22 protein-coding genes and 1 pseudogene are annotated in these 26,434 nt (G+C 48.8%); 11 read left to right on the plus strand and 12 right to left on the minus strand.

Translation table 11 applies throughout. From position 1 onward, the window contains the following. Nucleotides 1-25 precede the first annotated feature (25 nt). The 5 genes from znuC to roxA all read left to right on the plus strand — a co-directional run bounded on the left by znuC (nt 26) and on the right by roxA (nt 5,065). Complete coding sequence (znuC, locus tag HVZ39_RS15035; protein WP_016152761.1) at nt 26-781, plus strand: zinc ABC transporter ATP-binding protein ZnuC; 756 nt, start codon at nt 26-28, stop codon at nt 779-781. Beyond that, nucleotides 778-1,563: a zinc ABC transporter permease subunit ZnuB gene (gene znuB, locus HVZ39_RS15040; protein WP_181632628.1), complete on the plus strand. Its 786-nt coding sequence runs from the start codon at nt 778-780 to the stop codon at nt 1,561-1,563. The genes znuC and znuB overlap by 4 nt, the downstream gene beginning before the upstream one ends. A gap of 153 nt (nt 1,564-1,716) precedes the next feature. Continuing rightward, nucleotides 1,717-2,388 carry a two-component system response regulator PhoP gene (gene phoP, locus HVZ39_RS15045; protein WP_046274776.1) on the plus strand — a complete coding sequence of 224 codons (672 nt, stop codon included), beginning with the start codon at nt 1,717-1,719 and terminating at the stop codon, nt 2,386-2,388. Next, nucleotides 2,388-3,851: a two-component system sensor histidine kinase PhoQ gene (gene phoQ, locus HVZ39_RS15050; protein WP_101699933.1), complete on the plus strand. Its 1,464-nt coding sequence runs from the start codon at nt 2,388-2,390 to the stop codon at nt 3,849-3,851. Before phoP ends, phoQ begins: the two co-directional genes overlap by 1 nt. A 92-nt stretch (nt 3,852-3,943) precedes the next feature. Then, complete coding sequence (gene roxA / locus HVZ39_RS15055) at nt 3,944-5,065, plus strand: [50S ribosomal protein L16]-arginine 3-hydroxylase (protein WP_016152697.1); 1,122 nt, start codon at nt 3,944-3,946, stop codon at nt 5,063-5,065. Nucleotides 5,066-5,169: 104 nt separating this feature from the next. Here the strand turns inward: roxA and pepT are convergent, their stop codons facing one another. Next, the gene (gene pepT, locus HVZ39_RS15060; RefSeq protein WP_019076507.1) at nt 5,170-6,396 is read right to left on the minus strand and encodes a peptidase T; all 1,227 of its coding nucleotides are present in this window, start codon (nt 6,394-6,396) and stop codon (nt 5,170-5,172) included. A gap of 250 nt (nt 6,397-6,646) precedes the next feature. Here pepT and potA point away from each other — a divergent pair, with 250 nt between their 5' ends. From potA to HVZ39_RS15075, 3 genes are all read left to right on the plus strand, one after another. Next, nucleotides 6,647-7,783 (plus strand): spermidine/putrescine ABC transporter ATP-binding protein PotA, encoded by a 1,137-nt coding sequence (potA, locus tag HVZ39_RS15065; RefSeq protein ID WP_016152695.1) that lies wholly within the window; start codon nt 6,647-6,649, stop codon nt 7,781-7,783. Then, nucleotides 7,767-8,630 carry a spermidine/putrescine ABC transporter permease PotB gene (gene potB, locus HVZ39_RS15070; protein ID WP_016150058.1) on the plus strand — a complete coding sequence of 288 codons (864 nt, stop codon included), beginning with the start codon at nt 7,767-7,769 and terminating at the stop codon, nt 8,628-8,630. The genes potA and potB overlap by 17 nt, the downstream gene beginning before the upstream one ends. 832 nt (nt 8,631-9,462) lie before the next feature. Beyond that, complete coding sequence (locus HVZ39_RS15075) at nt 9,463-9,696, plus strand: hypothetical protein (RefSeq protein ID WP_029139493.1); 234 nt, start codon at nt 9,463-9,465, stop codon at nt 9,694-9,696. Nucleotides 9,697-9,715: 19 nt separating this feature from the next. Here the strand turns inward: HVZ39_RS15075 and HVZ39_RS15080 are convergent, their stop codons facing one another. The 7 genes from HVZ39_RS15080 to HVZ39_RS26840 all read right to left on the minus strand — a co-directional run bounded on the left by HVZ39_RS15080 (nt 9,716) and on the right by HVZ39_RS26840 (nt 20,973). Next, complete coding sequence (locus tag HVZ39_RS15080; protein ID WP_181632629.1) at nt 9,716-18,298, minus strand: glucoamylase family protein; 8,583 nt, start codon at nt 18,296-18,298, stop codon at nt 9,716-9,718. A 156-nt stretch (nt 18,299-18,454) separates the two neighbouring features. Further along, a complete protein-coding gene (locus tag HVZ39_RS26450; RefSeq protein WP_220137857.1) occupies nt 18,455-18,619 on the minus strand; it encodes a YnfU family zinc-binding protein in 165 nt (54 codons plus the stop codon). 696 nt (nt 18,620-19,315) lie between these two features. Then, nucleotides 19,316-19,489 (minus strand): addiction module toxin, GnsA/GnsB family, encoded by a 174-nt coding sequence (locus HVZ39_RS15085; protein WP_016152691.1) that lies wholly within the window; start codon nt 19,487-19,489, stop codon nt 19,316-19,318. Nucleotides 19,490-19,695: 206 nt separating this feature from the next. Continuing rightward, nucleotides 19,696-19,926 (minus strand): hypothetical protein, encoded by a 231-nt coding sequence (locus HVZ39_RS15090; RefSeq protein WP_019076503.1) that lies wholly within the window; start codon nt 19,924-19,926, stop codon nt 19,696-19,698. Between the two features lie 73 nt (nt 19,927-19,999). After that, nucleotides 20,000-20,188, minus strand: coding sequence for a cold-shock protein (locus HVZ39_RS15095; protein WP_103766489.1), 189 nt, complete (start codon nt 20,186-20,188; stop codon nt 20,000-20,002). A gap of 10 nt (nt 20,189-20,198) precedes the next feature. After that, a complete protein-coding gene (gene cspG / locus HVZ39_RS15100; protein ID WP_003841958.1) occupies nt 20,199-20,411 on the minus strand; it encodes a cold shock protein CspG in 213 nt (70 codons plus the stop codon). A 283-nt stretch (nt 20,412-20,694) separates the two neighbouring features. Continuing rightward, nucleotides 20,695-20,973 (minus strand): DUF2514 family protein, encoded by a 279-nt coding sequence (locus HVZ39_RS26840; RefSeq protein WP_220137874.1) that lies wholly within the window; start codon nt 20,971-20,973, stop codon nt 20,695-20,697. Nucleotides 20,974-21,750: 777 nt separating this feature from the next. Between HVZ39_RS26840 and HVZ39_RS15105 the strand changes: the two genes are divergently transcribed. Continuing rightward, the gene (locus tag HVZ39_RS15105; protein WP_181632630.1) at nt 21,751-22,836 is read left to right on the plus strand and encodes an FUSC family protein; all 1,086 of its coding nucleotides are present in this window, start codon (nt 21,751-21,753) and stop codon (nt 22,834-22,836) included. Nucleotides 22,837-23,039: 203 nt separating this feature from the next. Here HVZ39_RS15105 and HVZ39_RS15110 read toward each other — a convergent pair whose 3' ends face one another. The 3 genes from HVZ39_RS15110 to HVZ39_RS15120 all read right to left on the minus strand — a co-directional run bounded on the left by HVZ39_RS15110 (nt 23,040) and on the right by HVZ39_RS15120 (nt 24,382). Then, nucleotides 23,040-23,210, minus strand: coding sequence for a hypothetical protein (locus tag HVZ39_RS15110; protein ID WP_223307937.1), 171 nt, complete (start codon nt 23,208-23,210; stop codon nt 23,040-23,042). A gap of 342 nt (nt 23,211-23,552) precedes the next feature. Then, nucleotides 23,553-23,741 (minus strand): cold-shock protein, encoded by a 189-nt coding sequence (locus tag HVZ39_RS15115; RefSeq protein ID WP_071600303.1) that lies wholly within the window; start codon nt 23,739-23,741, stop codon nt 23,553-23,555. Between the two features lie 428 nt (nt 23,742-24,169). Further along, on the minus strand, nt 24,170-24,382 hold the full coding sequence (locus HVZ39_RS15120; protein WP_005127641.1) for a cold-shock protein: 213 nt from the start codon (nt 24,380-24,382) through the stop codon (nt 24,170-24,172). A gap of 552 nt (nt 24,383-24,934) precedes the next feature. On the opposite strand from HVZ39_RS15120, the gene HVZ39_RS15125 reads away from it, so the two are divergent. Next, entirely contained in the window at nt 24,935-25,147 is a 213-nt protein-coding gene (locus tag HVZ39_RS15125) for a KTSC domain-containing protein (protein ID WP_016152687.1), read from the plus strand. A gap of 139 nt (nt 25,148-25,286) precedes the next feature. Here HVZ39_RS15125 and HVZ39_RS15130 read toward each other — a convergent pair. Next, a pseudogene (locus HVZ39_RS15130) lies at nt 25,287-25,394 on the minus strand (antitermination protein); the annotation flags it as partial. A gap of 238 nt (nt 25,395-25,632) precedes the next feature. Here HVZ39_RS15130 and potC point away from each other — a divergent pair. Continuing rightward, nucleotides 25,633-26,412, plus strand: a complete 780-nt coding sequence (potC, locus tag HVZ39_RS15135) for a spermidine/putrescine ABC transporter permease PotC (protein ID WP_181632631.1) — start codon at nt 25,633-25,635, stop codon at nt 26,410-26,412. Nucleotides 26,413-26,434: the final 22 nt, after the last annotated feature.

Raw genomic sequence — 26,434 nt, forward strand, 5'->3', positions numbered from 1 at the left:
TAACTTCTGCAAGACTAAAATTGATATGACGACTTTGGTTTCACTGGAAAATGTCTCGGTCTCTTATGGTCAACGCCGCGTCCTCTCTGACGTATCGCTTGAACTTCGACCCGGTAAAATATTGACGCTTCTCGGCCCAAATGGTGCCGGGAAATCTACGCTGGTGCGCGTTGTATTAGGGCTGGTAGAGGCTGATGAGGGAGTTATCAAGCGTAATGGTCGATTGCGGATTGGCTATGTGCCGCAAAAACTGTACCTCGATACGACGCTTCCGCTGACGGTAAGTCGGTTTATGCGCCTGCGTCCCGGCACCAAAAAAGAAGATATCCTTCCGGCACTGAAGCGTGTTCAGGCCGGACATCTGATGAATGCGCCGATGCAAAAACTCTCTGGCGGGGAGACACAACGCGTCCTGTTGGCCCGTGCTTTATTGAATAAACCTCAGCTACTGGTGCTTGATGAGCCAACCCAGGGCGTGGATGTCAATGGGCAAGTCGCGCTGTACGATCTTATCGATCAGTTGCGACGTGAACTGGATTGCGCCGTACTGATGGTTTCTCATGACCTGCATCTGGTGATGGCAAAAACCGATGAGGTACTGTGCCTGAACCATCATATTTGTTGTTCTGGTGCGCCGGAAGTGGTTTCCATGCACCCGGAATTCATCTCAATGTTCGGACAACGCGGTGCCGAACAACTCGGAATTTACCGTCATAATCATAATCACCGCCACGATTTACAGGGTCGTATCGTCTTACGCCGGGGAAATGGTCACTCATGATTGAATTGTTATTACCCGGTTGGTTAGCCGGGATCATGCTGGCCTGTGCCGCTGGCCCACTCGGCTCGTTTGTGGTCTGGCGTCGAATGTCTTATTTCGGTGATACGCTGGCCCACGTTTCGCTACTGGGGGTCGCCTTTGGCCTGCTGCTGGATGTAAACCCTTTCTATGCGGTCATCGTCGTCACCTTGATGCTGGCAGGCGGTCTGGTATGGCTGGAAAAACGCCCCCACCTCGCGATCGATACTTTATTGGGCATTATGGCCCACAGTGCACTGTCATTAGGGCTGGTTGTCGTCAGCCTGATGTCTAACATCCGTGTGGATCTGATGGCCTACCTGTTTGGTGATTTGCTCGCCGTGACGCCGGAAGATCTTATTTCCATCGCCATTGGGGTGGTTATCGTTCTGGCGATTTTGTTCTGGCAGTGGCGCAACCTGCTGTCGATGACCATCAGTCCGGATCTGGCATTTGTGGATGGCGTGAAACTGCAACGCGTTAAGCTTCTGCTGATGCTGGTCACAGCATTAACTATTGGCGTGGCGATGAAATTTGTCGGGGCGTTAATTATCACCTCGCTGCTTATTATCCCTGCGGCAACCGCCCGTCGCTTTGCCCGTACGCCAGAACAGATGGCAGGGGTTGCCGTTGGTGTGGGAATGATAGCGGTTACAGGCGGGCTGACCTTCTCGGCCTTCTATGACACCCCGGCAGGTCCTTCCGTGGTGCTGTGTGCTGCGCTGCTGTTTATCTTCAGCATGATGAAAAAACAGGCGAGCTAATGCGTATTTTAGCCGGATGGAGGCTATCGCCTTATCCGGCTTTTTATTTCATGAGCGAAATGCTTCCCTTCCCGCGGTTTATTAAATGTTTATCCCCACAGCCACATAATCAGCGTTAAACTATTTATACCGTTATTTTAGGGAGAAACGATGATGCGCGTACTGGTTGTCGAGGATAATGCTTTATTACGCCACCACCTCAAGGTTCAGTTACAGGATTTAGGGCATCAGGTGGATGATGCAGAAGATGCGAAGGAAGCGGACTATTATCTGAATGAACATCTGCCGGATATCGCGATCGTTGATTTAGGACTCCCCGATGAAGACGGTTTGTCATTGATCCGCCGTTGGCGCAGCAATGAGGTTTCGTTGCCGATTCTGGTGTTAACCGCGCGTGAAGGCTGGCAGGACAAGGTGGAAGTACTCAGCGCCGGAGCCGACGATTACGTCACAAAACCGTTTCATATCGAAGAGGTGGCAGCGCGCATGCAGGCACTTATGCGTCGCAACAGCGGTCTGGCATCGCAGATTATCTCTCTTCCTCCTTTCCAGGTGGACCTCTCTCGACGCGAGTTATCCGTCAATGATGAAGTTATCAAGCTCACGGCGTTCGAATACACCATTATGGAAACACTTATCCGTAATAACGGCAAAGTGGTCAGTAAAGATTCGCTCATGTTACAGCTTTACCCGGATGCCGAGCTGCGTGAAAGCCACACCATTGATGTTCTGATGGGGCGTCTGCGTAAAAAAATACAGGCGCAATACCCGAATGATGTCATCACCACCGTGCGTGGCCAGGGATATCTTTTTGAACTGCGCTAATGAATAAATTATTGCGTCATTTTTTCCCGTTATCACTGCGGTTGCGCTTTTTACTGGCAACCGCGGGCGTGGTATTGGTGCTTTCGCTGGCCTACGGCATGGTTGCCCTGGTGGGTTACAGCGTCAGCTTTGATAAAACAACGTTCCGCCTGCTGCGGGGTGAAAGTAACCTGTTCTATACCCTGGCAAAATGGGAGAACGGTAAGATAAACGTCGAGCTGCCCGAGAATCTCGATATGCAAAGCCCAACAATGTCGCTGATCTATAACGAAGACGGTGAGTTGTTGTGGGCGCAGCGCAATGTTCCCTGGCTGACGCACAGTATCCAACCGGAATGGCTAAAAGCGAACGGTTTTCATGAGATTGAAGCCAATGTAGATGCCACCAGCACCTTACTGGGCGAAGATCATTCCGCTCAGCAGCAGCTAAAAGAAGTCAGAGAAGATGACGACGATGCCGAAATGACCCACTCGGTCGCCGTGAACGTCTACCCCGCCACTGCCAGAATGCCACTGTTGACCATAGTGGTTGTCGATACCATTCCTATTGAGCTAAAGCGCTCGTATATGGTCTGGAGTTGGTTTATTTATGTGCTGGTCGCCAATCTGTTGCTGGTCATTCCGCTGTTATGGGTAGCCGCCTGGTGGAGTCTGCGGCCTATCGAATCGCTGGCGCGTGAAGTCCGTGAGCTTGAGGAACATCATCGAGAGATGCTAAACCCCGCCACCACGCGCGAACTGACCAGCCTGGTCCGCAATCTTAATCGACTTTTAAAAAGCGAACGCGAGCGCTACGACAAATACCGTACGACGTTAACAGACCTCACCCATAGCCTGAAAACACCGCTGGCGGTATTACAGAGTACGCTCCGCTCGATGCGTAATGAAAAAATGAACGTAAGCGACGCGGAACCCATCATGCTGGAACAAATCAGCCGTATTTCCCAGCAGATTGGCTATTACCTGCATCGCGCCAGCATGCGTGGCAGCAGCGTGCTGCTTAGCCGCGAACTGCATCCGGTCGCGCCGTTGCTGGATAAACTCACCTCGGCGCTAAATAAGGTGTATCAGCGTAAAGGCGTGAACATAAATCTCGATATCTCACCCGAAATCAGTTTTGTGGGCGAACAGAACGATTTTGTTGAAGTGATGGGCAACGTGCTGGATAACGCATGTAAATATTGTCTGGAGTTTGTCGAGATTTCAGCGCATCTGTCCGAAGATCAGCTACACATTCTGGTTGAAGATGATGGTCCAGGTATTCCGCAAAGCAAACGGGAAGTGGTGTTTGACCGTGGACAACGTGTCGATACGTTACGACCAGGGCAAGGCGTTGGACTGGCGGTGGCGCGAGAAATCACCGAACAGTATGACGGGCAGATTATTGCAGGCGATAGCCTGCTGGGTGGCGCGCGCATGGAAGTTATTTTTGGCCGCCAGCAGCCGGGGCAAAAAGACGAGTAATCGCCGCATGTAATAAATATGTACTGATTTCCCGCTTGCGGTTAAGTATCCGTTATAATCGGTTGCAGATACCAGCCTGCGGGATGCTCATTATGGAATACCAACTCACACTTAACTGGCCCGATTTTCTTGAACGCCACTGGCAGAAACGCCCGGTGGTCTTAAAACGCGGGTTTAACAACTTTATTGATCCACTCTCTCCTGACGAACTGGCTGGACTGGCAATGGAAAGCGAAGTCGACAGCCGACTCGTCAGCCACCAGGACGGTAAATGGCAGGTTAGCCACGGTCCGTTCGAAAGCTATGATCATCTCGGCGAGAACAACTGGTCGCTGCTGGTACAGGCGGTCAATCACTGGCATGAGCCAACCGCCGCGCTGATGCGCCCGTTTCGCGAACTGCCGGACTGGCGGATTGACGATCTGATGATCTCCTTCTCTGTCCCCGGCGGCGGCGTTGGCCCACATCTTGATCAGTACGATGTGTTTATCATTCAGGGAACCGGGCGACGTCGCTGGCGCGTGGGCGAAAAACTGCAGTTGAAGCAGCACTGCCCTCACCCGGACCTGCTGCAGGTCGCCCCGTTTGAAGCCATCATCGATGAAGAGCTGGAACCCGGCGATATCCTGTACATCCCACCAGGATTCCCGCACGAAGGCTATGCGCTGGAAAACGCCATGAACTATTCGGTCGGTTTCCGCGCGCCGAATACTCGCGAACTGATCAGTGGCTTCGCCGATTACGTTTTGCAACGTGAGCTGGGCAGCACGTATTACAGCGATCCTGACCTGCCGCCGCGCGATCATCCGGCTGACGTTCTGCCGCAGGAAATGGACAAGCTGCGTGAAATGATGCTCGGACTGATTAATCAGCCGGAACATTTCCAGCAGTGGTTTGGCGAGTTTATATCTCAGTCTCGTCATGAGCTGGATATTGCTCCACCGGAGCCGCCGTATCAGCCAGACGAAATTTACGATGCCCTGAAGCAAGGGGATGTGTTAGTGCGTCTGGGCGGATTGCGCGTATTGCGCATCGGCGATGACGTCTACGCCAACGGTGAGAAAATTGATTCCCCGCATCGCCCTGCCCTGGAAGCGCTTGCCAGCCATATTGTTCTTACGGCCGAGAACTTTGAGGATGCGCTGGAAGATCCGTCTTTCCTTGCCATGCTTGCCGCACTGGTTAACAGCGGATACTGGTTCTTCGAAGGATAATACGAACGGTGCCTGATGCGACGCTAGCGCGTCCTATCAGGCCTTTTGGAGTGAAATACTGTAGGCCGGATAAGCAACGCGCTATCCGGCATCTATCGATAAATTTACAGCTGCTTTGCGGTTAATTCCGCAATACGTACAATCACCCGCACCGCTTTTTCCATTCCTTCCAGAGTTACAAACTCATGTTTACCATGATAGTTGTAGCCTCCGGTAAACAGATTCGGACACGGTAACCCCATAAACGACAGCTGCGCGCCGTCGGTGCCGCCACGAATAGGTTTCAGCACCGGCTCAATATCGCAATCGCGCATCGCCTTCTGAGCGATATCCAGCACGTGCGGATGCTCAATCACTTTTTCGCGCATATTGTAGTAGCTGTCTTCAATCACCAGTTCGATATAGCAATCCGGGTGTAACCCTTTGCCGACCTTTTTGGCGATCTCCATGATCTTGCGTTTGCGCGCTTCAAACTGCTTGCGGTCAAAATCACGGATGATGTAGTGCATATCCGCCCGATCGACCGTCCCTTTCATGCTCGCCAGATGATAAAAGCCTTCGTAGCCTTCCGTCGTTTCCGGGCTTTCGTCTGCCGGAACCTCAGCATGAATACGAGCAGCCAGCGACAGCGCATTCACCATCACCCCTTTTGCGGTACCGGGATGGACATTGTTGCCGACAATTTTGATATTAACCGACGCGGCGTTGAAGTTTTCAAATTCCAGCTCTCCCACGCCACCGCCGTCAACGGTATAGGCCCACTGCGCATCAAATGCCGCAACGTCAAAATGCTTCGCCCCTTTACCAACCTCTTCGTCCGGCGTAAAGGCCACGCGGATATCACCGTGCGGAATATCTTTTTGGATGAGCACCGCCAGCGCGGTCATGATTTCCGCCACGCCAGCTTTATCATCCGCGCCCAGCAGCGTTTTACCGTCTGTGGTGATCAGCGTCTGACCCAGAAGTTGATGCAGCACCGGGAACATCACCGGCGACAGAACTTCATCACCAATGCCTAACGCAATATCGCCGCCGCGATAGTTTTCAACGATTTGCGGATTAACGTTTTTACCGCTGAAATCCGGTGAGGTATCCACATGGGAAATAAAGCCGATCGCGGGAATATTGCCAGCAACGTTAGCGGGCAACGTGGCCATCAGCGTCCCCTTTTCGCTCAGTGAAATGTTAACCAGCCCCATCTCTTCGAGCTGTTGTTTGAGCAGTTGTAATAACTTCCACTGTCCTTCGGTGCTGGGTACCTGCCGCACGCCCGATTTTGATTGGGTGTCCAGCGACACGTAGTGTAAAAAACGCTCAAGTAGTTTATCCATGCAGTCACCCTCACTTTTTGTGACAACATTATCAATAAGCAACAAAAGACAAATATTGCGTCAGGTCACTTTTATCCCCGCAAGTGAGAATATTTCGCCCTGACATCCCCTCTGACTATAGGGCTAAGTCAGTAATTCGCAACAAGGATTGGCGATTACCATGGTTTGCCGTAGAATAACGGCCCTCATTAAGAGTCATCAAGGTGGTTAACCACGAACCCCGCAGCGGTCAGCCATCCGTTGCGTTTACATGGGACAGAGTAAAAAATTGAATAAACAACCGCGTTCGCTTTCTCCACTGGTGCAATTAGCGGGAATTCGCAAAAGTTTCGATGGCAAAGAGGTGATTTCCAGCCTGGATTTGACCATCAATAATGGCGAGTTTCTCACGCTGCTTGGCCCCTCTGGCTGCGGTAAAACAACCGTTCTTCGCCTGATTGCCGGTCTGGAAACGGTTGATTCCGGTCATATCATGTTGGACAACCAGGACATCACTCACGTTCCTGCGGAAAACCGCTACGTGAACACCGTCTTCCAAAGCTATGCGTTATTTCCCCACATGACCGTTTTTGAGAATGTGGCCTTTGGCTTACGCATGCAAAAAACGCCCGCAGCCGACATTCCTCCCCGCGTTACCGAAGCTCTGCGCATGGTGCAACTGGAAGAGTTCGCCCAGCGAAAACCGCATCAACTCTCCGGTGGACAGCAGCAGCGCGTAGCGATTGCCCGAGCGGTGGTCAATAAACCCCGTTTACTCCTGTTAGACGAATCTCTCTCTGCGCTGGACTACAAACTACGCAAGCAGATGCAGAACGAACTGAAAGCGCTGCAACGTAAGCTTGGTATCACCTTTGTCTTTGTCACTCACGATCAGGAAGAGGCGCTGACCATGTCAGACCGTATCGTGGTGATGCGCGATGGCAAGATTGAGCAGGACGGTACGCCGCGCGAAATCTACGAAGAGCCGAAAAATCTGTTCGTCGCCGGGTTTATCGGTGAGATCAACATGTTTAACGCGACGGTGATAGAACGCCTGGACGAACAGCGCGTTCGTGCTAACGTTGAAGGTCGCGAGTGCAATATTTATGTCAACTTCGCGGTGATTCCCGGGCAGAAGCTGCACGTCCTGTTACGCCCTGAAGATCTGCGCGTTGATGAAATCAACGACGACAATCATATCGAAGGCCTGATCGGCTACGTGCGTGAACGCAACTACAAGGGCATGACGCTGGAGTCGGTTGTGGAACTGGAAAATGGCAAGATGGTGATGGTCAGTGAATTCTTCAACGAAGACGATCCTGACTTTGACCACTCTCTCGACCAGAAAATGGCGATTAACTGGGTAGAAAGCTGGGAGGTCGTACTGGCTGATGAAGAACACAAGTAAATTCCAGAGTGTGGTGATCGTCACCATTGTCGGTTGGCTTGTGTTATTTGTCTTTCTGCCCAACCTGATGATCATCGGCACCAGCTTTTTGACCCGCGACGACGCCAATTTCGTCAAAATGGTCTTTACGCTGGAAAACTATACACGCCTGCTCGATCCGCTCTATTTTGAGGTATTGGTTCACTCCCTCAATATGGCGCTGATTGCCACGCTCGCCTGTCTGGTGCTCGGCTATCCGTTTGCCTGGTTTTTGGTGAAACTGCCGGAAAAAGTGCGTCCATTGCTGCTGTTCCTGCTGATTGTTCCGTTCTGGACCAACTCGCTTATTCGCATCTACGGACTCAAAATATTCCTCAGTACCAAGGGCTACCTCAACGAATTTCTGTTGTGGCTCGGCGTTATCGATACCCCCATTCGCATCATGTTTACCCCCAGCGCGGTGATTATCGGCCTGGTGTACATCCTGCTGCCGTTTATGGTGATGCCGCTCTATTCCAGCATTGAAAAGCTCGATAAACCGCTGCTGGAAGCCGCGCGCGATTTGGGCGCCAGTAAACTTCAGACCTTCACCCGCATCATTATTCCGTTAACGATGCCGGGAATTATCGCCGGATGCCTGCTGGTTATGCTGCCCGCAATGGGGCTGTTTTACGTTTCCGACTTAATGGGCGGGGCGAAAAACCTGCTGATTGGCAACGTGATTAAAGTTCAGTTCCTGAACATCCGCGACTGGCCGTTCGGTGCTGCCACCAGCATTACGCTGACCATCGTCATGGGTCTGATGCTGCTGATCTACTGGCGCGCCTCCCGCTTGCTGAACAAGAAAGTTAGCGACATTGATAGTTAACCGCTATTACTCAATAAGTTAAAATGATCATGGCATGCTTTTTACCCTCAAGTAAACTGCATGCCAGGTCATGGACGGGGATAAGATTTGTAAAATCAGAAAGGAATTGTAAACCCGCAAAATTATGCCGTCATGATACGCATGAATTTATTATCGATATTCAAGAAATTGTCTTCTGGATTCATCATCTTCAAGGTACTCAAATGAGAGAAGGCGAATTTTGGTAAGGTTATAAAACCACTCGCAATCGTTTCGTTGAATAATTTCGCCAGGCTTGAAACATATTCCGGATGCTTCCCGGATAATCGCATATTTACCATTATTAAACCTGGCCCTGTGGATACAGAAAGATTGACCAACCTGCCCATGACAGCTGTTCGAAAGGATATGTCCTTCAATAAAAATAGATTTTTTAGATTTCATCATCATATCCTCTCAAACTGCAGTACAGGAGCAATATTGTCATTTCCCAACATCACTCACGTTAGGTGGCAGAAGCCGATCAGCCGCCGATACACCAGCATTCTGATGGTCTGAACAACAGCCCGCAGGCAGGGCACTCCAGAACCGCATCCTTTCTTAGTTTACCTGCTTTCTGATCGGCTCTGTATGCGCATACCGGGCAGGCAACATGCACCGGTCTTTCTTTAAAGTGCCTGAGTCCTTTTGTATAAGACATAAATAATTCTCTGAGGAACACAGTAATTATTATACGCCTTAATATAAAAATAACTGGCTTAAGTTATGTTAATTTATGATTAAATCAGGATATCAGATATTGAAAATTAAACGTCTGATTTATGATATAATACCCTTCCGTGAGAAATTTATCATGAAATCAGAAGACACCCTTGACTGGTACCCGGCCCAGTTGCCACCAGTGAAAATTATTCTTGGCGAAGCCGTGCTGGCAGTGGGCAAACAGGGCCGACCTATTAATACCCGAACTTTGCTGGAATACCTTCAGGTCATGCAGGACAAGCAAAAAAAACGAGATGACAAAATCGCCATGCAGACAGCGATTGAGGTTCTCAGGGATAATCAGCGCATTAACGGCAGACGTTAATGCGCGTCCGGACTCAGTGTCAGTTCTGAATAATCTCAACCGTATGGTTTTGTCCATCATCCCGCAGCGGTATTCTGTCATCAGGGAGGAGAACACCATCCAGTGTAACGCGATATTCTGCATCGCCGCGTGAGACACTAATCTGATAATGGCTTTCGCCATATTGATAAGTCATAGAAAAAGACGGCCACCCATCCGGCAACCGGGCATGAACCGTCAGGTCAGCACCGGAACGTTTTATCCCCAGTAATTCCTCGGTAAGTAAACGCCAGGCCCAGCCTGATGAACCGGTATACCAGCTCCATCCGGCACGTCCGATATGGGGAGCGACGCTGTAAACATCAGCGCTCATGACATAAGGCTCGGCTTTATAAATCCCGACTGAGTTCGCATTCAGAGTATGATTTATCGGGCTGAGCATGGACCAGAGTTGCCAGGCACGTTCGGCATTCCCCATTCGGGCAAATGCCATTACAGCCCAGATAGCGCCATGTGTATACTGCCCTCCGTTTTCCCGCACACCAGGCAGGTAGCCCTGTATGTAACCCGGATTTGGACCGTGCCCATCGAAAGGCGGCGTTAATAGTTTTATCAGTCCCCCCTCGCTATCCACAAGGTGCTTATCCAGCGCCTGCATGGCCTTTGCGCACCGTCCCGGGCTAGCGGCCCCGGACAATACTGACCAGCTCTGGGCAATCGCATCAATCCGGCAGTCCTGTGAGGCTTTCGACCCCAGGGGAGTACCATCGTCAAAATATCCACGCCGGTACCATTCACCATCCCAGGCGTGGGCTTCGAGATTACTTTGCAGGCGCACAGCCTGTGAACGGCACATTGAGGCGACACTTTCATCCAGCCTGCGATCAGCCAGCGCCGCAAACCGCTGCAAAATGTCGAACAGAAAGAAGCCCAGCCAGACGCTTTCACCCTTGCCTTCGATCCCCACCCGGTTCATGCCGTCATTCCAGTCACCCGCTCCCATCAGCGGCAGACCATGCTCCCCGAACTGTTGTCCATACTTAATGGCTTTGACGCAGTGTAACCAGAGTGTCTCTTCGGTACCGCTGATCACCGGCGTATCATAGGCAGACTCTTCACCAGGCTGAAGCGGACGTCCCTCCAGATAAGGAATACGTGTTTCCAGTACATCCATATCCCCCGTCGTTTCAACATAGTGGCAAACGGCAAGCGGAAGCCACAGATAGTCATCGGAACAGCGCGTGCGCACCCCGTTGCCGTGTGGCGGGTGCCACCAGTGCTGTACATCACCCTCAATAAATTGCCGTGATGCACACAGGATTATCTGTTCTCGCATCCGGTTCGGATCAGCATGACTCAGCGCCAGCGTATCCTGCAGTTGATCGCGAAAACCAAATGCGCCGCCGGACTGGTAGTAACCGCTGCGAGCCATCAGGCGGCAGGCTACCGTCTGGTACAATAGCCAGCCATTCACCAGTAAATTTACCGATATGTCGGGGGTGTTAACCACGATTTTATCGAGCACATTGTGCCAGTGGTTGTGAACCCGGTTCAGCTCCTGGCGGACCGTCTCCTCATTCATATAACGGGCAAGCGTCTCCTGAGCTCGAATATGATTCTCCTCTGCGCCGAGGATAAAAATAAACGTCCTCTGATCGCCATCAATTAATGTAACCGCCGATTGTACTGCCCCGCAGGGATCCAGACCGGCGCCCGTTTTACCTGAAAGCCTGCGTAGCTTCATGACCGACGGGGCGTGCAGAGAACCATTACGACCGATAAATTCCCGGCGGTCCCCGGTCAACGAACAGTCATTACCGCTGACGGCAAAAAAGGCAGTACGACCGCTACCGTTATCACCATAAAAGTTGTTCGCCAGCACTCCGCAGCCGCCAGGCGGTCTGGCCGCATGTGTCACAATGTGAGGGGCTGAGCGAGTTCGTGTTCCTCCGAGCGTCCACTCCACATAGCCGGTGACGGAAAGTTTGCGTGTCCGCCCCGAAGAGTTACTGAGCGTCAGGAGCGCTAGCTTAACTGGTGCCTCTTCGGCAACCAGGACCGTCAGCTCGCTGTCTATACCATTCTCTCGATGGGCAAACACGCTGTAACCGAAACCATGGCGGGTCAGGTAATCACCATGTCCGCGAACAGGTAAAGCCGTCGGTGACCAACACTCACCGCTCTCTTCATCGCGCAGATAAAACGCCTCGCCGCTGCGATCGCTCACCGGATCGTTCTCCCACGGTGTCAACCGGTATTCATGTGCATTCTCGTACCAGGAGTAGGCCTGTCCCGCCTCTGAAATCACAGTGCCAAAACGGGCATTTGCCAGTACATTTGACCAGGGTGCCGGTGTCTGCGCATCTTCCCGCAGAACAATCTGATATTCCCGACCATCCTGAGAAAATCCACCGTACCCATTGAAATGGCATAACTGACTGATATCGGGACTCCAGTCCGTATGTTGATTACGCTCGCGTACAGCTCGTGGAATGAGTGCTCTGGCCTGAGGTTTAAGGGTGTGAGTACGCTGATTAAGCTGCTCATTGATACTGCCTGTGCGGTCATCAAGATAAAGACAGGCCACGCTCATCAAAAGCAACTTATCCTCAGCAGAGAGATGCTCGCCATTACGAACAAAAATACCGCCCGTTTTGTCCAGCAGACTGGCTTCAGACCCGGCATAAATTAAGTCCATAATCTGATTTTGTAAGCCCTGCTGGTAGCCGCCGGGACTGTTATTCAGGATAACCAAATCAACATCCAGTCCTTTCTGTCTCCAGTAACGGTGTGCCTGAATCAGTGTGGTCACTGAGGCAATACTTTCCTCGCTGGTAATACTGAGCAACACTATCGGCAGATCGCCTGAAATTGCCCAGCCCCACAGACCGGACTGACCACGCCGGTTGCGGCTGATCGCCTGGCCTTCGGCGCGCAGCTCCTGGACAGGGTAAAGCACCGCGCTGGCAAGACGATTAAACAAAGTGGCATCATCTTCACTGGCGTTCATCTGGCGTAATACCACCAGACTGTGAGACCAGGCCAGTTCAAAGACGCGATCAGCGATAGGGTAATCGCGGTATTTTTCCAGCAACGCCAGGCTCTGCTGGCGGGTCTCGCTGATGCCATAAATGATATCAATCGTGACCGGCTGCCCCGGCTGCAGAGTGATGGTGTGGCGTATTGCCAGGATCGGATCCAGCACTGACCCCGACGTGTTGCTGAGCGCCCCGCCTGCCTTTATTGCCTGGGCATCCGCAGGGTTTCTGCCACGACCAAGAAATTTTGCCCTGTCTGTTTCAAACGAAACGTTATGACGGTTATCGCCATGCACCACCATCATGTGAAACAGGCAGGGACTCGCTTCACCCGGAGAACGCGGGCGCCGGTGGCAAAGAATAGCGTCACGCTCAGGATCCAGTTCCGTCTGAATAAACAGATTGCTAAATGCCGGGTGTGCCAGATCGCTGGCTTCAGGCGCCAGTACTACTTCGGCATAGGTTGTCAGTTCCAGAGAGCGAGGCTGGCGACCACGATGAATCAGTGTGAGCCGTCGCAACTCAATATCATCCTCCGGGGAGATCACAACCTGAGTTTTGACGCTGAGCCCATCGAAAGTGCGTCTGAATTCAGCACTCGCATCGGTGAATATCACTTCCTCGTCATGCCCGCTGGTGTGGGCTGTCGGTTGCCAGGTATTGCTCGACACATTCCCCGTCTGTATATCGCGGATATAGCAGAATGCTCCCCAGTTATCGCGGGTGGTATCACTGCGCCAGCGCGTGAGCGCAATATTATTCCAGCGACTATAGCCGCCGCCGCCCGTGGTCAACATCAGATGATAATGGTTGTTGGACAGCAGTTGAATATCCGGGGCCGGCGTGTCCACGCCATAGAAAATACGGGGTTCATAGCGAACGGGTTTGACCCTGCCCTCATGAGATTCAAAATGACGGCGCGGACTGTACAGATCGACCGCATCCGGCACGCGTTCCTGTAACAGCAGGCTCGCTGAGCGGAAGACCGTACTGGACATGAAGCGTTCAGTCATCGGGGCGTCAAGTAGCACATGAGCCAGCGCCTGAAATGCCATGCCCTGGTGATGCGCCATCCAGGACTGAACCACCGCATAGAGCTGACCGGTTGCGAGGCGTGAGGGAGTATAGTCCAGCGCTTCATAAAAACCGTATTCACCATGTGCGCCATTTTTTTGCAGCCTGATCAGGTTCTCACAGGCTTTCTGTGGCGAGACCATTAACGCCAGCAGTGTGGCGTAAGGGGCGACAACCATGTCATCAGCAAGCCCCCTGCGCAGGCCGAGACCCGGCACACCAAATGCCTGATATTGATAATTATGCTGAACATCAAAAGCATGATAACCAGACTCTGAAACGCCCCACGGTACTCCGCGTTCTTTCCCCCAATGAATCTGGCGCATAACCGCCGACTGACTCATTTCATCAAGCAGGCTGCCAGGCCAGGTGGGCATTACCAGATTCGGCATCAGGTATTCAAACATTGACCCGCTCCATGACATCAGGGCGGTTTCATTGTCAATGGTGGTGAACAGTCGCCCCAGCGCGTACCAGCTTTTAAGAGGCAGTTGATTAGTGGCAATGGCAAGAAAGCTGGTCAGGCGGATTTCAGACGGCAGAAGATCGTAGTGGCTCTTGTCAGGCATATTCGTGTCACAGTTATAGCCAACACTGAGCAGACTGGTTGCTTCGCTGTACAGAAAGGCGAAATCCATCCGGGCATGCTCATCCAGCCGTTGTTCAAGTTCAGTGATAATATTGAGTCGCATCCGGGCCTGCTCCGTCGCTGACGCCGGGGGGGTTCCTACACCAGTAAATGTTGCGCGGGCAAGCTCGCACAAAGTCGGCAGCGTCTGTTCGTTCCAGGATGCAGGTAACCAACCAAGCAGCAGCGACCACTCATGGCAAAGCTGAACCAGTTGATGCTCCAGATGTCCTGCCCAACGCATCTGAAGAGGAGATCCCTGATGGCATAGCGTGTTCAGGTGATTGCACTGGGTGCGCATATTTTTCAGCTCGCTGAAAAATGTCTGCGGAGAGAGCGACACCGCGCTCAGGCAGTGTTTTCGCAACAACCGCAAGCTGTCAGGCGGGTTCTGACCCCACTGTTTTTCCAGAATATCCAGCGTATCGTTCAGCCCTGCCAGTATCTGTTGGCGGTTTAAAACTGGCTGATGACGCATGGCGGACAGCCCTGCACGCAGTGTCAACAAATGCCCTGCCATGTTGCCGCTGTCAACGCTTGAGATATAGCGTGGGCTGAGGGGGGCCAGCGTACGAGTGTCATACCAGTTGTAGAGATGGCCCCGGTAGTGCTCCATTTTATCCATTATGTCGAGCGTGAGCGATACGCGCCGGAGCACTTCCCCGCCGGGCAGGTAGCCAAAGTCCCATGCCGTCAGGTTAGCCATGAGGGAAAGGCCAATATTGGTAGGAGAAGTTCGATGGGCCACCGTCGGCTGCGGTATTTCCTGGTAATTATCAGGCGGAAGCCAGTTCTCCTTTTCTGTGGCAAAGGTTTCAAAAAACGCCCAGATTTCACGGCTTGTCTGGCGCAACAGCTGTTTTTGTTCCGGATTGGGCGAAAACACCTTACGCGCAGGCTGGCGACTCAGCCAGCTCATCAGCAGCGGTGCCACACACCATAACAAACCGATCGGCAACGCAATCCCCAGCAGTTGTGGAGCAAATTGTCCGGTCAGAATTATCAGCATCACACCACATGCAACATTCAGCCACATCGCCTGATAAAAACGCGCGACAGTGGGTCCGGCCTGATTGCTGTCCTGGCTGTGGCTGACCCACTGGCTGAGGTGACGCCTGCTGAACCCCAATCGCCATAACGTCACGGCGATCGCTTTTAGCGAATATCCGGCTTCGTGCGGCAGTATCGCAAAATTAAGGCCGATACCTGACAAACGCTTCAGCGCGCCCGCCCCTACCAGTAACAGATGCGGCTTCAGGCGGCGACGCAGAGGTTTATGCAGAAAGTCATGGGTGATGCAGAGGATGGTTGGCAACAGCCATATCAGCGACAGTACGCCCAGCCAGTAAACCGGATTAGGTACCCCTAGCAGGGTGAAGAACAGCAATACCAGTAATGAGGGGGCGACCAGACTGCGACGCAGATTATCGAGTAATTTCCAGTAAGAAAGCGCGGTCAGCGGATTCCTGGCCCGGGTTCCATCGGCTCTTCTGACACGTGGTTTCAGCCAGTTAAGCAGTTGCCAGTCACCCCGGATCCAGCGTGAACGACGTGCAACATCCGACAGATAATTATTCGGGTACTGTTCATAGAGTAACACCTCACTGAGCAGACCCGAACGTGCATAGCATCCTTCGAGTAGATCATGGCTGAGAACCAGGTTTTCCGGGCAGGTGTTGGCAGTGGCCTGCATAAAAATGTCAACATCGTAAATCCCTTTGCCCACGAACGATCCTTCCCCAAAAAGGTCCTGATAGATATCCGAAGACATCATCGAATAGGGATTATTGCCCGGTATGCTGCTGCGCATGGCGGCGTAACGTCCCTGACCGTTGCGTGGTATCTCCTCCGCAAGGCCGGGTTGTAAAATGCCAAATCCTTTGATAACCCTCTGGCGTACCGGATCATACTCTGGCGTATTCAGCGGATGCGCCATTGTCGCGACCAGTTTGTGCGCCGTATCGCGCGGCAGCACCGTATCACTGTCCAGGGTAATGACGTATTTAATTTGGCCCGGTAAAAGGTTAGCAGGCATGTCTGCAACGCTGACGAATTGTGTCCCTGGATGGCGCAACCAACTGTTCAGTAACGCCAGCTTTCCCCGCTTGCGTTCATAGCCCATCCACGTTCCTTCAGCGGGGTTCCATTCAGGCTGGCGGTGTAGCAGGTAAAAACGTGGGCGACTGGAGGGATAGCGGCGATTCAGCGCCTGCGTATCAGCGATCGCCTGTCTGAGCAGCATCTGGCTTTCCGGCGAGGGTTCATTTGCAGAATCAGCGAAATCAGTGAGCAGCGCAAACCTGAGATTTTCGTTTTCATTCCCCAGCCAGCAGACTTCAAGACTGGTGAGGAGTTGGCTGAAACTTTCGTGGCTGGTCAGCATGCAGGGGATGACTAACAGAGTGGCGCTGTCAGGGGGAATGCCGGTTGAGAAATCCATCCGCGGCAAGGGGCGAGGAACGCGAAAACGGGTGGTGGCGTCACTGAGTAAATCGCTCATCAACTGAGTTACAGCGATAATCAGAGGGAATATCACCGCGATCAACAGCCAGCCTGCGCCCTGCATGGCTGTTTCGTGCAAAATCGCTGCGGTCGTTGCGGTTGTCAACAACGCCAGGCTTCCAAGCCATGACAGCAGGGTTATTCTGTTGAAACTGTGCCGCAAGCGCATGAGCCTTGAGGTGTCTGCTAACAGATGAATTTCCAGCGCCTGCCGACCTTCGCCTGCGAGATAATAACCAACATGATATTCCAGTGTATCGGGAGCACTGTTTCCTGAAAGCGTCAGCACCCTGCCAGCAACTTCAGGCTCGCTGAGACCACTGTCTCTGGCCAGGACCTCAACAACGTGCCGATAATGATCCCGGGTATTGAAGTGCATCCGAGGATAGATACCGGCAGGATCATTGCGTAATGCTTGTTCGACGACACTTATCGTTTCGGCAAAATCAGCCCAATCCGTTTCACTCAGTAATCGCAGACCCGCGATGCTGTTACTGACAGATAGCTGGCTGGCGGCAAGCTGTTGATTGAAATTATGTATGAGAACGTCGGTGGTGATCCCCTGTTCCCGAAGGCACTGATCAACCCAGGTCAGAGGTAACGACAGCGCATTGCCATGCCCCTGCAGGCGCCGCACCAGCTCTGCGACAAACGCACTGGTTAACGTAGGTCGGGAGCGTGCCATATCGGCAACAACCATGATTAAATCGCCAGGGGCATTCTCTGCACATCCGAAAATCTTTGTTATCCACATATCAGCCAGCGTTCTGTCCTGCTGCGCTTTGATCACTTCGATACTGATACGACGAAGATTTTCAATCAGCGCCAGGCGCAGCATTCCCGGTAACGCCCAGACTTCACCTAATGTCAGCGGGGTCACCTGTTGATAGGCGGTGAGATAGCTGGTCAGGCTGGCAGCATCCCAGCGCCCGTCACCGTGAGCAATGGCCTCTGATGCAATATTGTAAATTCGTGGGCAATTCAGCGGCGACATCAGCGACGGGAGACCTTTACCAAAGCTTTTCGGCAAGTGCTGGCGGACAGTGCGGATTTGTTCCTCAATCAGATAATAATTGTCCAGCAACCACTCCCCGGCAGGCATGATGCTGGTCTTTTTACCCGCGTTAAGCTCATAACAGCTTTGGGTAATGATGGCCTCATTCTCGCCGAGTCTTTTTAGAAGATAATAAGGATGTTTATCCGGCGATAATTTATGGGTCCGTGCGAGCTTCTGACCGTAGCGTTCCATCTGGGCGGTCGAAAAGAGTTCTGACTGCAGAGTGCTTTCACCGGCAGGATCGTTCGCCGAAAACGTTACGCTTTCGGTAGCATTCATCGGAATATGGGAGCGGTTAAACCACGCCCTGGGATTCATTTTCATAGCATTGCTCTGATGCAGAGTTAGCATGCAGGAGCAGTTGCGAAATCAGTTCAGAAACGTTCTCTCAGGATGGGCGTAAGGCATCAGGGATTTAACAGCTGCCGGGATTTGACTTAAGTATAGAACACCGGGTTTAGGTGCAACTAAGTGTCAGGGTTATCGTGGTGAAACAAACAGTGTTTTACAGCCAGGGCACAGCATTGTCTGCTTAAGGCGAATTTTAGAAACAGATTGGGATGAACGTAAGCCGCAGGCCGGGCAGATGACAGTAGTCGTCGATACGCCACCGAGGTACTTCATTGCGTAATCGATGAGAGACATGATGATTACCCTTTCGATGAATGAGATTCACTGTACCACGTTTGGATAAAATTTAACCATTTAATTTATCTTCCTATTTTTTATCCAAAAGGGGGATATCACAGGGTAGATGACGACGTTTGCCAAGATAGATATTTGCAGCCACAGGGGCCGTTGAGACCGTTGATCCGCCACTCTTGGATATGGCTCCCTGCAGCCCGCTCTGGTATACAATCACCCGCTTCGATATTTTTTCCGGGAAATACTATGATATTTACCCTGAACTTTTCCTTTATGCCTTAGTCTAATAATCAAATCCATCTGAAATGAAGAAAATTTATGATTACCAGCCTTTCATTGGTATTTACCGTCATTACCGCTCTGTGCATTATGTTGTTTGCTGCGGTAAAAGTAGGAGTTGGGTTATCTAACAATCCCGACCGAAATGATAATTAACCCATTCGCAGGCTACTACGTCATCCCACTCCCCTCGATGTGATACCCACTGACCACGAAATATTCGACAAGTGCATTCCCTGCCCTCAGCCAGCAGTAGCCCGATAGCGCGGGCTGGCATCGGAAAGGCCCCATTAAAAAGTCAGGCCTTGTCTCTATGGTTAAAAATGAAGGTTTTGACAACATCAAAATTTTTTGACAGTAATAAAAAGCATTACCTTTTAAGATAATGCTTTTCATTCAAGCTGGGTCTTTTAACAATTAGATCAATGTAATTTTAATATCATAGCTTTCAAGCCCAGTCATTTTTTCACGAGCAGTAAACTGGATGTCGGAAACTTCTTTGCCTGTCTTTTTTTTGAGTTCAACAATTTTTTTTGTAATGAATTCAGAAATATCCGCTTCAGTTTTTGTTTTTAACTCTTCGACGTTCATTATTTACCTCTCTTGATCTCTAACGTATCAACGCCAAGTATGTAACATTCCCCGTGGAGCACTTATAACAGCGCTGACATGTTTAAAAGATAGAATGGAAAGACTCAATAATCAAGAGGTTGCAGTACAATCTTCATACAAGAAAAGCGCAAAATATCTGCAAACCACTGGACTACTATCTCGGTCGGTAAAGAAACAATCAGATGTCACTTCAAAAGCTTCGATGCTGCCTCGAGAATCTCTTCGGAACTGACATCGCGATCAGAGGCAACATAAACTATTTTATGGTCTCCTGTCAGAGATGGAAATCCTGCTGACATCACGGACAGATGTGCTTTTTCCCCATTGGGAAACTCACGCATTATCGAAGTAATTCCCTTCATTACGGATACAACAACTGCCGGTTCTGAGTTAAAAAAAACGATTACTTTTTTCATAATGATACCGTGATTGTTCGTACAAAGATGAACGGTTTAGCATACAAAAAAGGCTCCATAAGGAACCTGAACTTTATTTTCTAAAATCTAACGAAGTCTGACCAGAACGAATGTATAGCGCAACATTGTCAAATGTAATCATTACCGATTTGCAAAAAATACATTTTGCTCCGAAAGGATTTTTTTCAGTAACATCAAAGCTCGACGTTCTGTACTGAGATCCGTGGCAACACGGGCATCTGAAGTGAATATGATGTGTAATAACAGTTACCTTATACAGCCACGACATTAACTGCTGAGGGGCCTTTAGGTCCCTGTTCAACACTAAACTCAACTTCCTGATTCTCATTCAGCGTCTTGAAATCATTACTCTGGATAGCAGAAAAGTGTACAAACACATCTTTACTGCCATCTTTAGGGGTGATAAACCCAAAACCTTTTTCAGGATTGAACCATTTAACTAAGCCAGTCATTTTATTAGACATAATTATTACCTTTCTTGAGTAAGCCCTTGGGCAGAATGGTCCGAAAAAATCATCAGAGAGAAAAGCCAGCAAGGAAGTCTCAACAGGAACAAGAAATAAAATTATTACAGCACTTGCTTTAGATAAATTCGTTACAAACCAAGAATTCATTAACGCATGATTAACCAAACATAGCAAGATTTAGTTTTATAGGGAAATCGCACATGATTCTTATCATAAAAATGAATTTAAATAGCTTAAATCGAAAATTATGTCATGCTGCTTAAGACCTTTATCTATCACCCTAAGTTTTCAGGGATTTTGACTCACGGAAGAGTCGTATTTCCTCCATCTCAGCATAATATTTAGCTTCTACTACGAAATTTCCGAGCATGTCAGAGAGGATTACAACGTCAGCTCCGGCTGTTTTGCTTTTGGCAGGAACGGCAAGATTTCCGGTGTGCTTTGCGGCATTCAGGCGGCGGGCAAGATTTGTGGTATCGGTGTGCGGCTGGCAAAGAGTAACAGACAGGATAGAAAAAGCCGCATATGGCTGCCTGGTTATATTTATCAGTAGATTGATCGCGTCTTAATGCCCGGCTGACACTAAGCTCACCATAACAATGCAAAAATCCTATTGTTGGTGCAAACGCACCGTCATAGCGCATCACTGAAACAATATGAAACAATCAAACAATCAATGCCCATGCTTTTTTGTTTGTTGTTGACATTTAAATCTGCCATTAATTAGGAAACGAATCTGTGGAGGATATTTATGCTCAAACTTTTCCATTACCATTCTCAATACTGGATATTTCTCGCACTTGCACTTTCTGTTTACGTAGTTGCTTTTCGATAACACATGAATAGGTTGTGTACTGCTTCCATCTAATGTAGCCAGAACTTATATCTCATGAGCTTTGGTCCGGGCCTTAGCTCATCAAAGTGCATATGTTATAAATATAATGATACCGTTGCTGATATAAAGCCGTGCACAGACACCATCTAACCTGTTTTGCTTAGCCTTATAACAACCTGTAAAAAAAATGTTTTAAACATGCTAACCAGTATTTTGGAAGTCCACAACGTTTTAATATCTGTCAAAGTCAACATATTGAATTTAAGTCAGGGGGCCACTCAATATGAGTAGAACCGCTTACCACCATAATGGCAAATCCAAAGATAATGTGGGTATTAAAAATTACGTCTTCTTTCGCTACTGCATTAGCAATTGATTAACAATAACCTATATCAGGTATCGCCCTCCTTTTTTATAAGTTAAAAAAGTAAGACGAGATTATTTTTTCAGTGTATATCTGAACATCCTCTATAATTCTGTCTATGTTAAAGATTTTAACCAATGAAAAACAATATTTTTTCCATTGAACGGAATAAACCGATAAGTCCTTTAGAACTTAAGATTTACCGCAACTATCGTGTAGTTCATGGGATCCGTATTGCTTTAGCATTTGTTATAACTTTCTTACTGATAAGAATGTTGAATTTACCAGACCACTCCTGGCCCCTGATTACACTGGTTGTGGTCATGGGACCAATTAGTTACATGGGCAATGTGATACCCAGGGCACTTGAACGTATGGCGGGAACTGTAGGGGGTGCGATTTTGGGGATCATCGCATTACACATTGAAATGTACTCTCTCACTATGATGATGCTGTGGTGTGGATGCGCAGCTTTCCTTTGTGGTTTTCTGGCCATGAGTAAACGTCCCTATGCCGCATTATTGATTGGTATCACGCTGGCGGTTGTCAGCAGCGCTCCTGCAGGAGACTTACAAACAGCATTGTGGCGAAGCACCAACATTATTATAGGATGCATTCTGGCGATGTTGTTTACCAGCATTTTTCCCCAAAGAGCATTCATTAACTGGCGTATACAACTTGCTGACTTTCTTTCTGATTATCTAAAAATAACAACTGCGGGAGTCTCCCGAAACGTTCTTGCGCCCCCGAGAATGGCCAAACTTCAAACGCGAGCGCTGAATAATGTAGTAAAAATGCGCAGCCTTATTACACCAGTAAATAAAGAAACAAAGATTGCGAAGAGTCTACTTGAAGATATTCAATCGATAACCCGCGATATGATAGCGGCGCAAAAATTTCAGATAAATGCCCACTGGGCATCTCGTGGCAGTCGATTTCTCATATTGAATACTCATACGCTGTCAGATATGGAACAAATGACCCGTAGCACCCTCAACAACCTCGCACATGCCTTGCATGAAGGAAATCCAACGCCGATAGCATCAAATAGCGAGCATCTTCTCGAAATTACTAAAGAGTTGCATTGTCTTTTACTCGCCAATGAGGGCGAGGAAATCATTGAAAGCGCCGTTCACGGATATGTCTGGTTGAGCATTCAGCTTGCTATTCAACTTGAAGCACTATCAACCCTAATCACAAAAGCGCTTACAGAAAATAATTGATTTCAATGTCAACCGACAAATATGTAATTATTATTGCCTCACACCGTCCAGATATCACAACCTATCTTTTAGTAATGAAAAAGGCCCATTCTATTGTGTGGGCCAGAAAAGAAGAGTTTTGCACTACCAGGCTGGATGCCTCTCAGTAGGTCTTTGATTGAGAAACCATAATCCGTGAGCACCGTAGGTGATTTATAACTCGTTTACAGAACAGATTTTTTCCTGATAAATATCAATATTTCTCTTATCTCATCGGCCTTTTGACCGTGCAAGGCATGACTTTTCCGTTCGATCAAATCAATGATATTCCCTGTCGTAACCCTTTTGCCATTTTCAAGTAGCTGGATAACTGTTTCACCAATTTCCTGGGCCATAATATGGTTTTGTATGATTCTCAATGCGTTGCCCTTTATATGGTTATTAGTAATACCGTTACACATCAGACATGATGTTAATAGCAAAACAAAAAATACAATTCTTTGCCCAACTTACTTGTATGTTGCACAGATAACCCTGAAATGACAAAACCCCGTTAGAACGAGGTTTTTATTCATGGTGGAACCATAGAGGATCAAACCCTCGTCTCCTGCAAATTCAAAAGTCGCCCGCTCAATTCGATGAGGTAGTAGCAGACTGACGGCCCTTGTTGGACTTAAACCAGTGCCTGGCAATGATAATGAACCTTGCCGCCTTAACTGGAAGGTCAGAGCCAAATGTTACTTTCGCAACACCTGTTCATTTGATTTACTGGAAGTATATGGCGCATAGTTATCAGGTGTGATCATTGATGATTTACAAAAAATACACTTTGCACCAAAGGGATTTTTCTCAGTCACATCAAAATGGGAAGTTCTGTACTGTGACCCATGACAACAAGGGCACTTAAAATAAATATGGTCGGTCATGATGTTAGCCTTTATTTGCTACAACACTCACTACCGCAGTGATATCCAAAAGATCTATTTAACTAATAGTTTCTCTTGGTTTTCAGTATCAGGTTACAACTCACTATTAAAAGCAATAAAAAATAAATATTTCTTATCAGTTCACATGAGGAATCTAAAATAATATAATTTTCTTTATATTATAGCACCAGCGATTTTTGGGATGTTGTTAGCTTTTACGAATGCACTTAAGCGTGCAAGAAAAACTACAGAGGTAAAACAACAAATGACATTTATAAAATAATCATTTCAACTGTTCTACCCAATGATTAGACTCAGACATCTGTTCAGCTTTATGTTGACAGATGTTGAGTTTCTGAAAAACTAATATATCTACTCAGGCATTCACCGTCTTCGCTATCGTATATTAGTTTACATCAGGAAAAATATCAGGCAGCTACAACGTTTTCAGCTGACGGCCCTTTTGCACCAGCAGTAATGCTGAACTCAACTTTTTGGCCTTCATTCAGCGTTTTAAAGCCACCACTCTGAATAGCAGAGAAGTGTACAAACACATCTTTACTACCATTGTCAGGGGTAATAAAACCAAAACCTTTAGACTCGTTAAACCATTTTACTAAACCAGTCATTTTATTAGACACAGGTAATTCCTTAAATTCTATGTAGCCTTACGGCGAAAAGGGCTTCGAACACAATCTAATTAGTAACGATAAGAAGGCTCAAAAGAAAGGATTATCTGTGGATAACGCTTGAGATGAGAACTGCTTTACTAAACCGCTTTAATGGGTCTGTGTACCTAACCAACCCCTCATTAATCACACACCCCACAAACAATAGCAAGTAATTTTTTCATTTAATTTTTCGCAAAATCTTAGAAATGGAAACTGAGACAGCATAATCAATGAGTTCTGTTCACTAGCAATAACATACTGCCGGTCGTCCCCTGGATAACGAAAAATAAAATAGAATATATTTATCAGCCACTTAAAGGAAACCCCGTTTCAATCCGTAAAAATCCAGCAACGAATTTTCGTGCTATTTTTCGCAGTTCAGGAAATTAAAGCAACAAAGAAAATCATTTCATCCAACCAGTAAACTCTGAAACAACCATAACATTTACAAAACTATGCTCCTTTTGTTTCATATCAGTGTATTATCAGAGAAGGAAAATTAAAAAAATTGAAGGAGAAAAAATGCAACGACAGGCAATGATTTCATCAAAAATAAAATTTATTGGTTACTACCCATTAGAAAAGATACTGGAGATTGGGTTCGTAAATTCTTCAACTTTCCAGTATGTGGGCGTTCCAGAAAGCATCTATAACTCTTTTCTCACAGTGCAATCTAAAGGCCGTTTCTTTGACGGTGTCATTAAAGGTAAATTCTTGTGTCGTAAAACAGGGTGATTCAAGAAATTTACGCTGTAGATAGCGTAAAACGCCGTTCTGGTGTTTTCTGTTTTTTGTTACCACCGGGCCAGGAAATTGATATCCCAAAAACCACTATTCCCGTCAATTTCGTTACCCTTCGTTAAGCATGCTCCCTGCAGCGTTCACAGGTTTCAAACACTGGGACGCCATGCTCTTTCGTGGCTTTGCAGTCAAGTACCTCCCCTTTTCCACCACAGCGGCAGCGTGCGCTAATTGTTCCCTGAACCGATTGCTATACCGACACTCGCAGTCAGGAATGGGTAAAGCGGGTCATTTAAATGGCCTTTTTTTCCCGATCATCCTAAAAATTGTTGTAAAATTCGCGGCCTTAGTGATAGCTGCTTCTTTTTGGCTATCTGTTTTGGCGGGAAGTTTTGGAGAGATTTTGGAGAAGAGAAAAAGTTGATTATTTTCAATACTCTGAAAACATCGCGCCTTCTGAACAAGAAGGTGAAACGCGAATGATCGGTCGGCTGCTCAGAGGCGGTTTTATGACCGCCATCTACGCGTATCTGTATATTCCAATCATTATTTTGATTGTGAACTCCTTTAACAGCTCGCGCTTTGGCATCAACTGGCAGGGTTTTACCACTAAATGGTACGGCCTGCTGATGAACAACGACAGCCTGCTACAGGCAGCGCAACACTCGCTGACGATGGCGGTGCTATCCGCCACGTTTGCCACGCTGATCGGCTCACTCACAGCGGTTGCACTGTACCGCTACCGTTTTCGCGGTAAACCGTTTGTCAGCGGCATGCTGTTCGTGGTGATGATGTCGCCGGATATCGTAATGGCGATTTCTTTGCTGGTGCTGTTTATGCTGATCGGCACTCAACTGGGTTTCTGGTCACTGCTGTTCTCGCATATCACTTTTTGTCTACCTTTTGTGGTGGTGACGGTTTACTCACGTCTGAAAGGTTTTGATGTACGAATGCTTGAAGCCGCCAAAGATCTCGGCGCCAGTGAAGTGACTATTCTGCGCAAGATTATACTGCCTCTGGCAATGCCTGCAGTGGCTGCCGGCTGGTTGCTGAGCTTTACGTTGTCGATGGATGATGTCGTCGTGTCGTCCTTCGTTACCGGGCCTGGTTATGAAATTTTGCCGTTAAAAATCTACTCAATGGTAAAAGTCGGCGTATCACCAGAGGTGAACGCGCTGGCGACCATTTTGTTGGTTCTGTCGCTGGTTATGGTGATTGCCAGCCAGCTTATTGCACGTGATAAAACCAAGGGCCGCTAAGGCCCTTAATTCAGGGGACGTT

Source organism: Citrobacter sp. RHB35-C21 (genome assembly GCF_013816515.1).
Taxonomy (GTDB): domain Bacteria; phylum Pseudomonadota; class Gammaproteobacteria; order Enterobacterales; family Enterobacteriaceae; genus Citrobacter; species Citrobacter braakii.

Bases quoted from the DNA above. Each gene is read 5' to 3' on its own strand.
- HVZ39_RS15115 (WP_071600303.1), bottom strand. From the start codon at position 23,741: ATGACCGACCATATTTATTTTAAGTGCCCTTGTTGTCATGGGTCACAG.
- HVZ39_RS15110 (WP_223307937.1), bottom strand. From the start codon at position 23,210: ATGGCCCAGGAAATTGGTGAAACAGTTATCCAGCTACTTGAAAATGGC.
- HVZ39_RS15075 (WP_029139493.1), top strand. From the start codon at position 9,463: ATGAAATCAGAAGACACCCTTGACTGGTACCCGGCCCAGTTGCCACCA.
- znuB (WP_181632628.1), top strand. From the start codon at position 778: ATGATTGAATTGTTATTACCCGGTTGGTTAGCCGGGATCATGCTGGCC.
- pepT (WP_019076507.1), bottom strand. From the start codon at position 6,396: ATGGATAAACTACTTGAGCGTTTTTTACACTACGTGTCGCTGGACACC.
- potC (WP_181632631.1), top strand. From the start codon at position 25,633: ATGATCGGTCGGCTGCTCAGAGGCGGTTTTATGACCGCCATCTACGCG.
- HVZ39_RS15090 (WP_019076503.1), bottom strand. From the start codon at position 19,926: ATGAAAAAAGTAATCGTTTTTTTTAACTCAGAACCGGCAGTTGTTGTA.
- cspG (WP_003841958.1), bottom strand. From the start codon at position 20,411: ATGTCTAATAAAATGACTGGCTTAGTTAAATGGTTCAATCCTGAAAAA.
- znuC (WP_016152761.1), top strand. From the start codon at position 26: ATGACGACTTTGGTTTCACTGGAAAATGTCTCGGTCTCTTATGGTCAA.
- potB (WP_016150058.1), top strand. From the start codon at position 7,767: ATGAAGAACACAAGTAAATTCCAGAGTGTGGTGATCGTCACCATTGTC.
- HVZ39_RS26450 (WP_220137857.1), bottom strand. From the start codon at position 18,619: ATGTCTCTCATCGATTACGCAATGAAGTACCTCGGTGGCGTATCGACG.
- HVZ39_RS15080 (WP_181632629.1), bottom strand. From the start codon at position 18,298: ATGAAAATGAATCCCAGGGCGTGGTTTAACCGCTCCCATATTCCGATG.
- HVZ39_RS15085 (WP_016152691.1), bottom strand. From the start codon at position 19,489: ATGAACGTCGAAGAGTTAAAAACAAAAACTGAAGCGGATATTTCTGAA.
- HVZ39_RS15125 (WP_016152687.1), top strand. From the start codon at position 24,935: ATGCAACGACAGGCAATGATTTCATCAAAAATAAAATTTATTGGTTAC.
- potA (WP_016152695.1), top strand. From the start codon at position 6,647: ATGGGACAGAGTAAAAAATTGAATAAACAACCGCGTTCGCTTTCTCCA.
- roxA (WP_016152697.1), top strand. From the start codon at position 3,944: ATGGAATACCAACTCACACTTAACTGGCCCGATTTTCTTGAACGCCAC.
- phoQ (WP_101699933.1), top strand. From the start codon at position 2,388: ATGAATAAATTATTGCGTCATTTTTTCCCGTTATCACTGCGGTTGCGC.
- HVZ39_RS15105 (WP_181632630.1), top strand. From the start codon at position 21,751: ATGAAAAACAATATTTTTTCCATTGAACGGAATAAACCGATAAGTCCT.
- phoP (WP_046274776.1), top strand. From the start codon at position 1,717: ATGCGCGTACTGGTTGTCGAGGATAATGCTTTATTACGCCACCACCTC.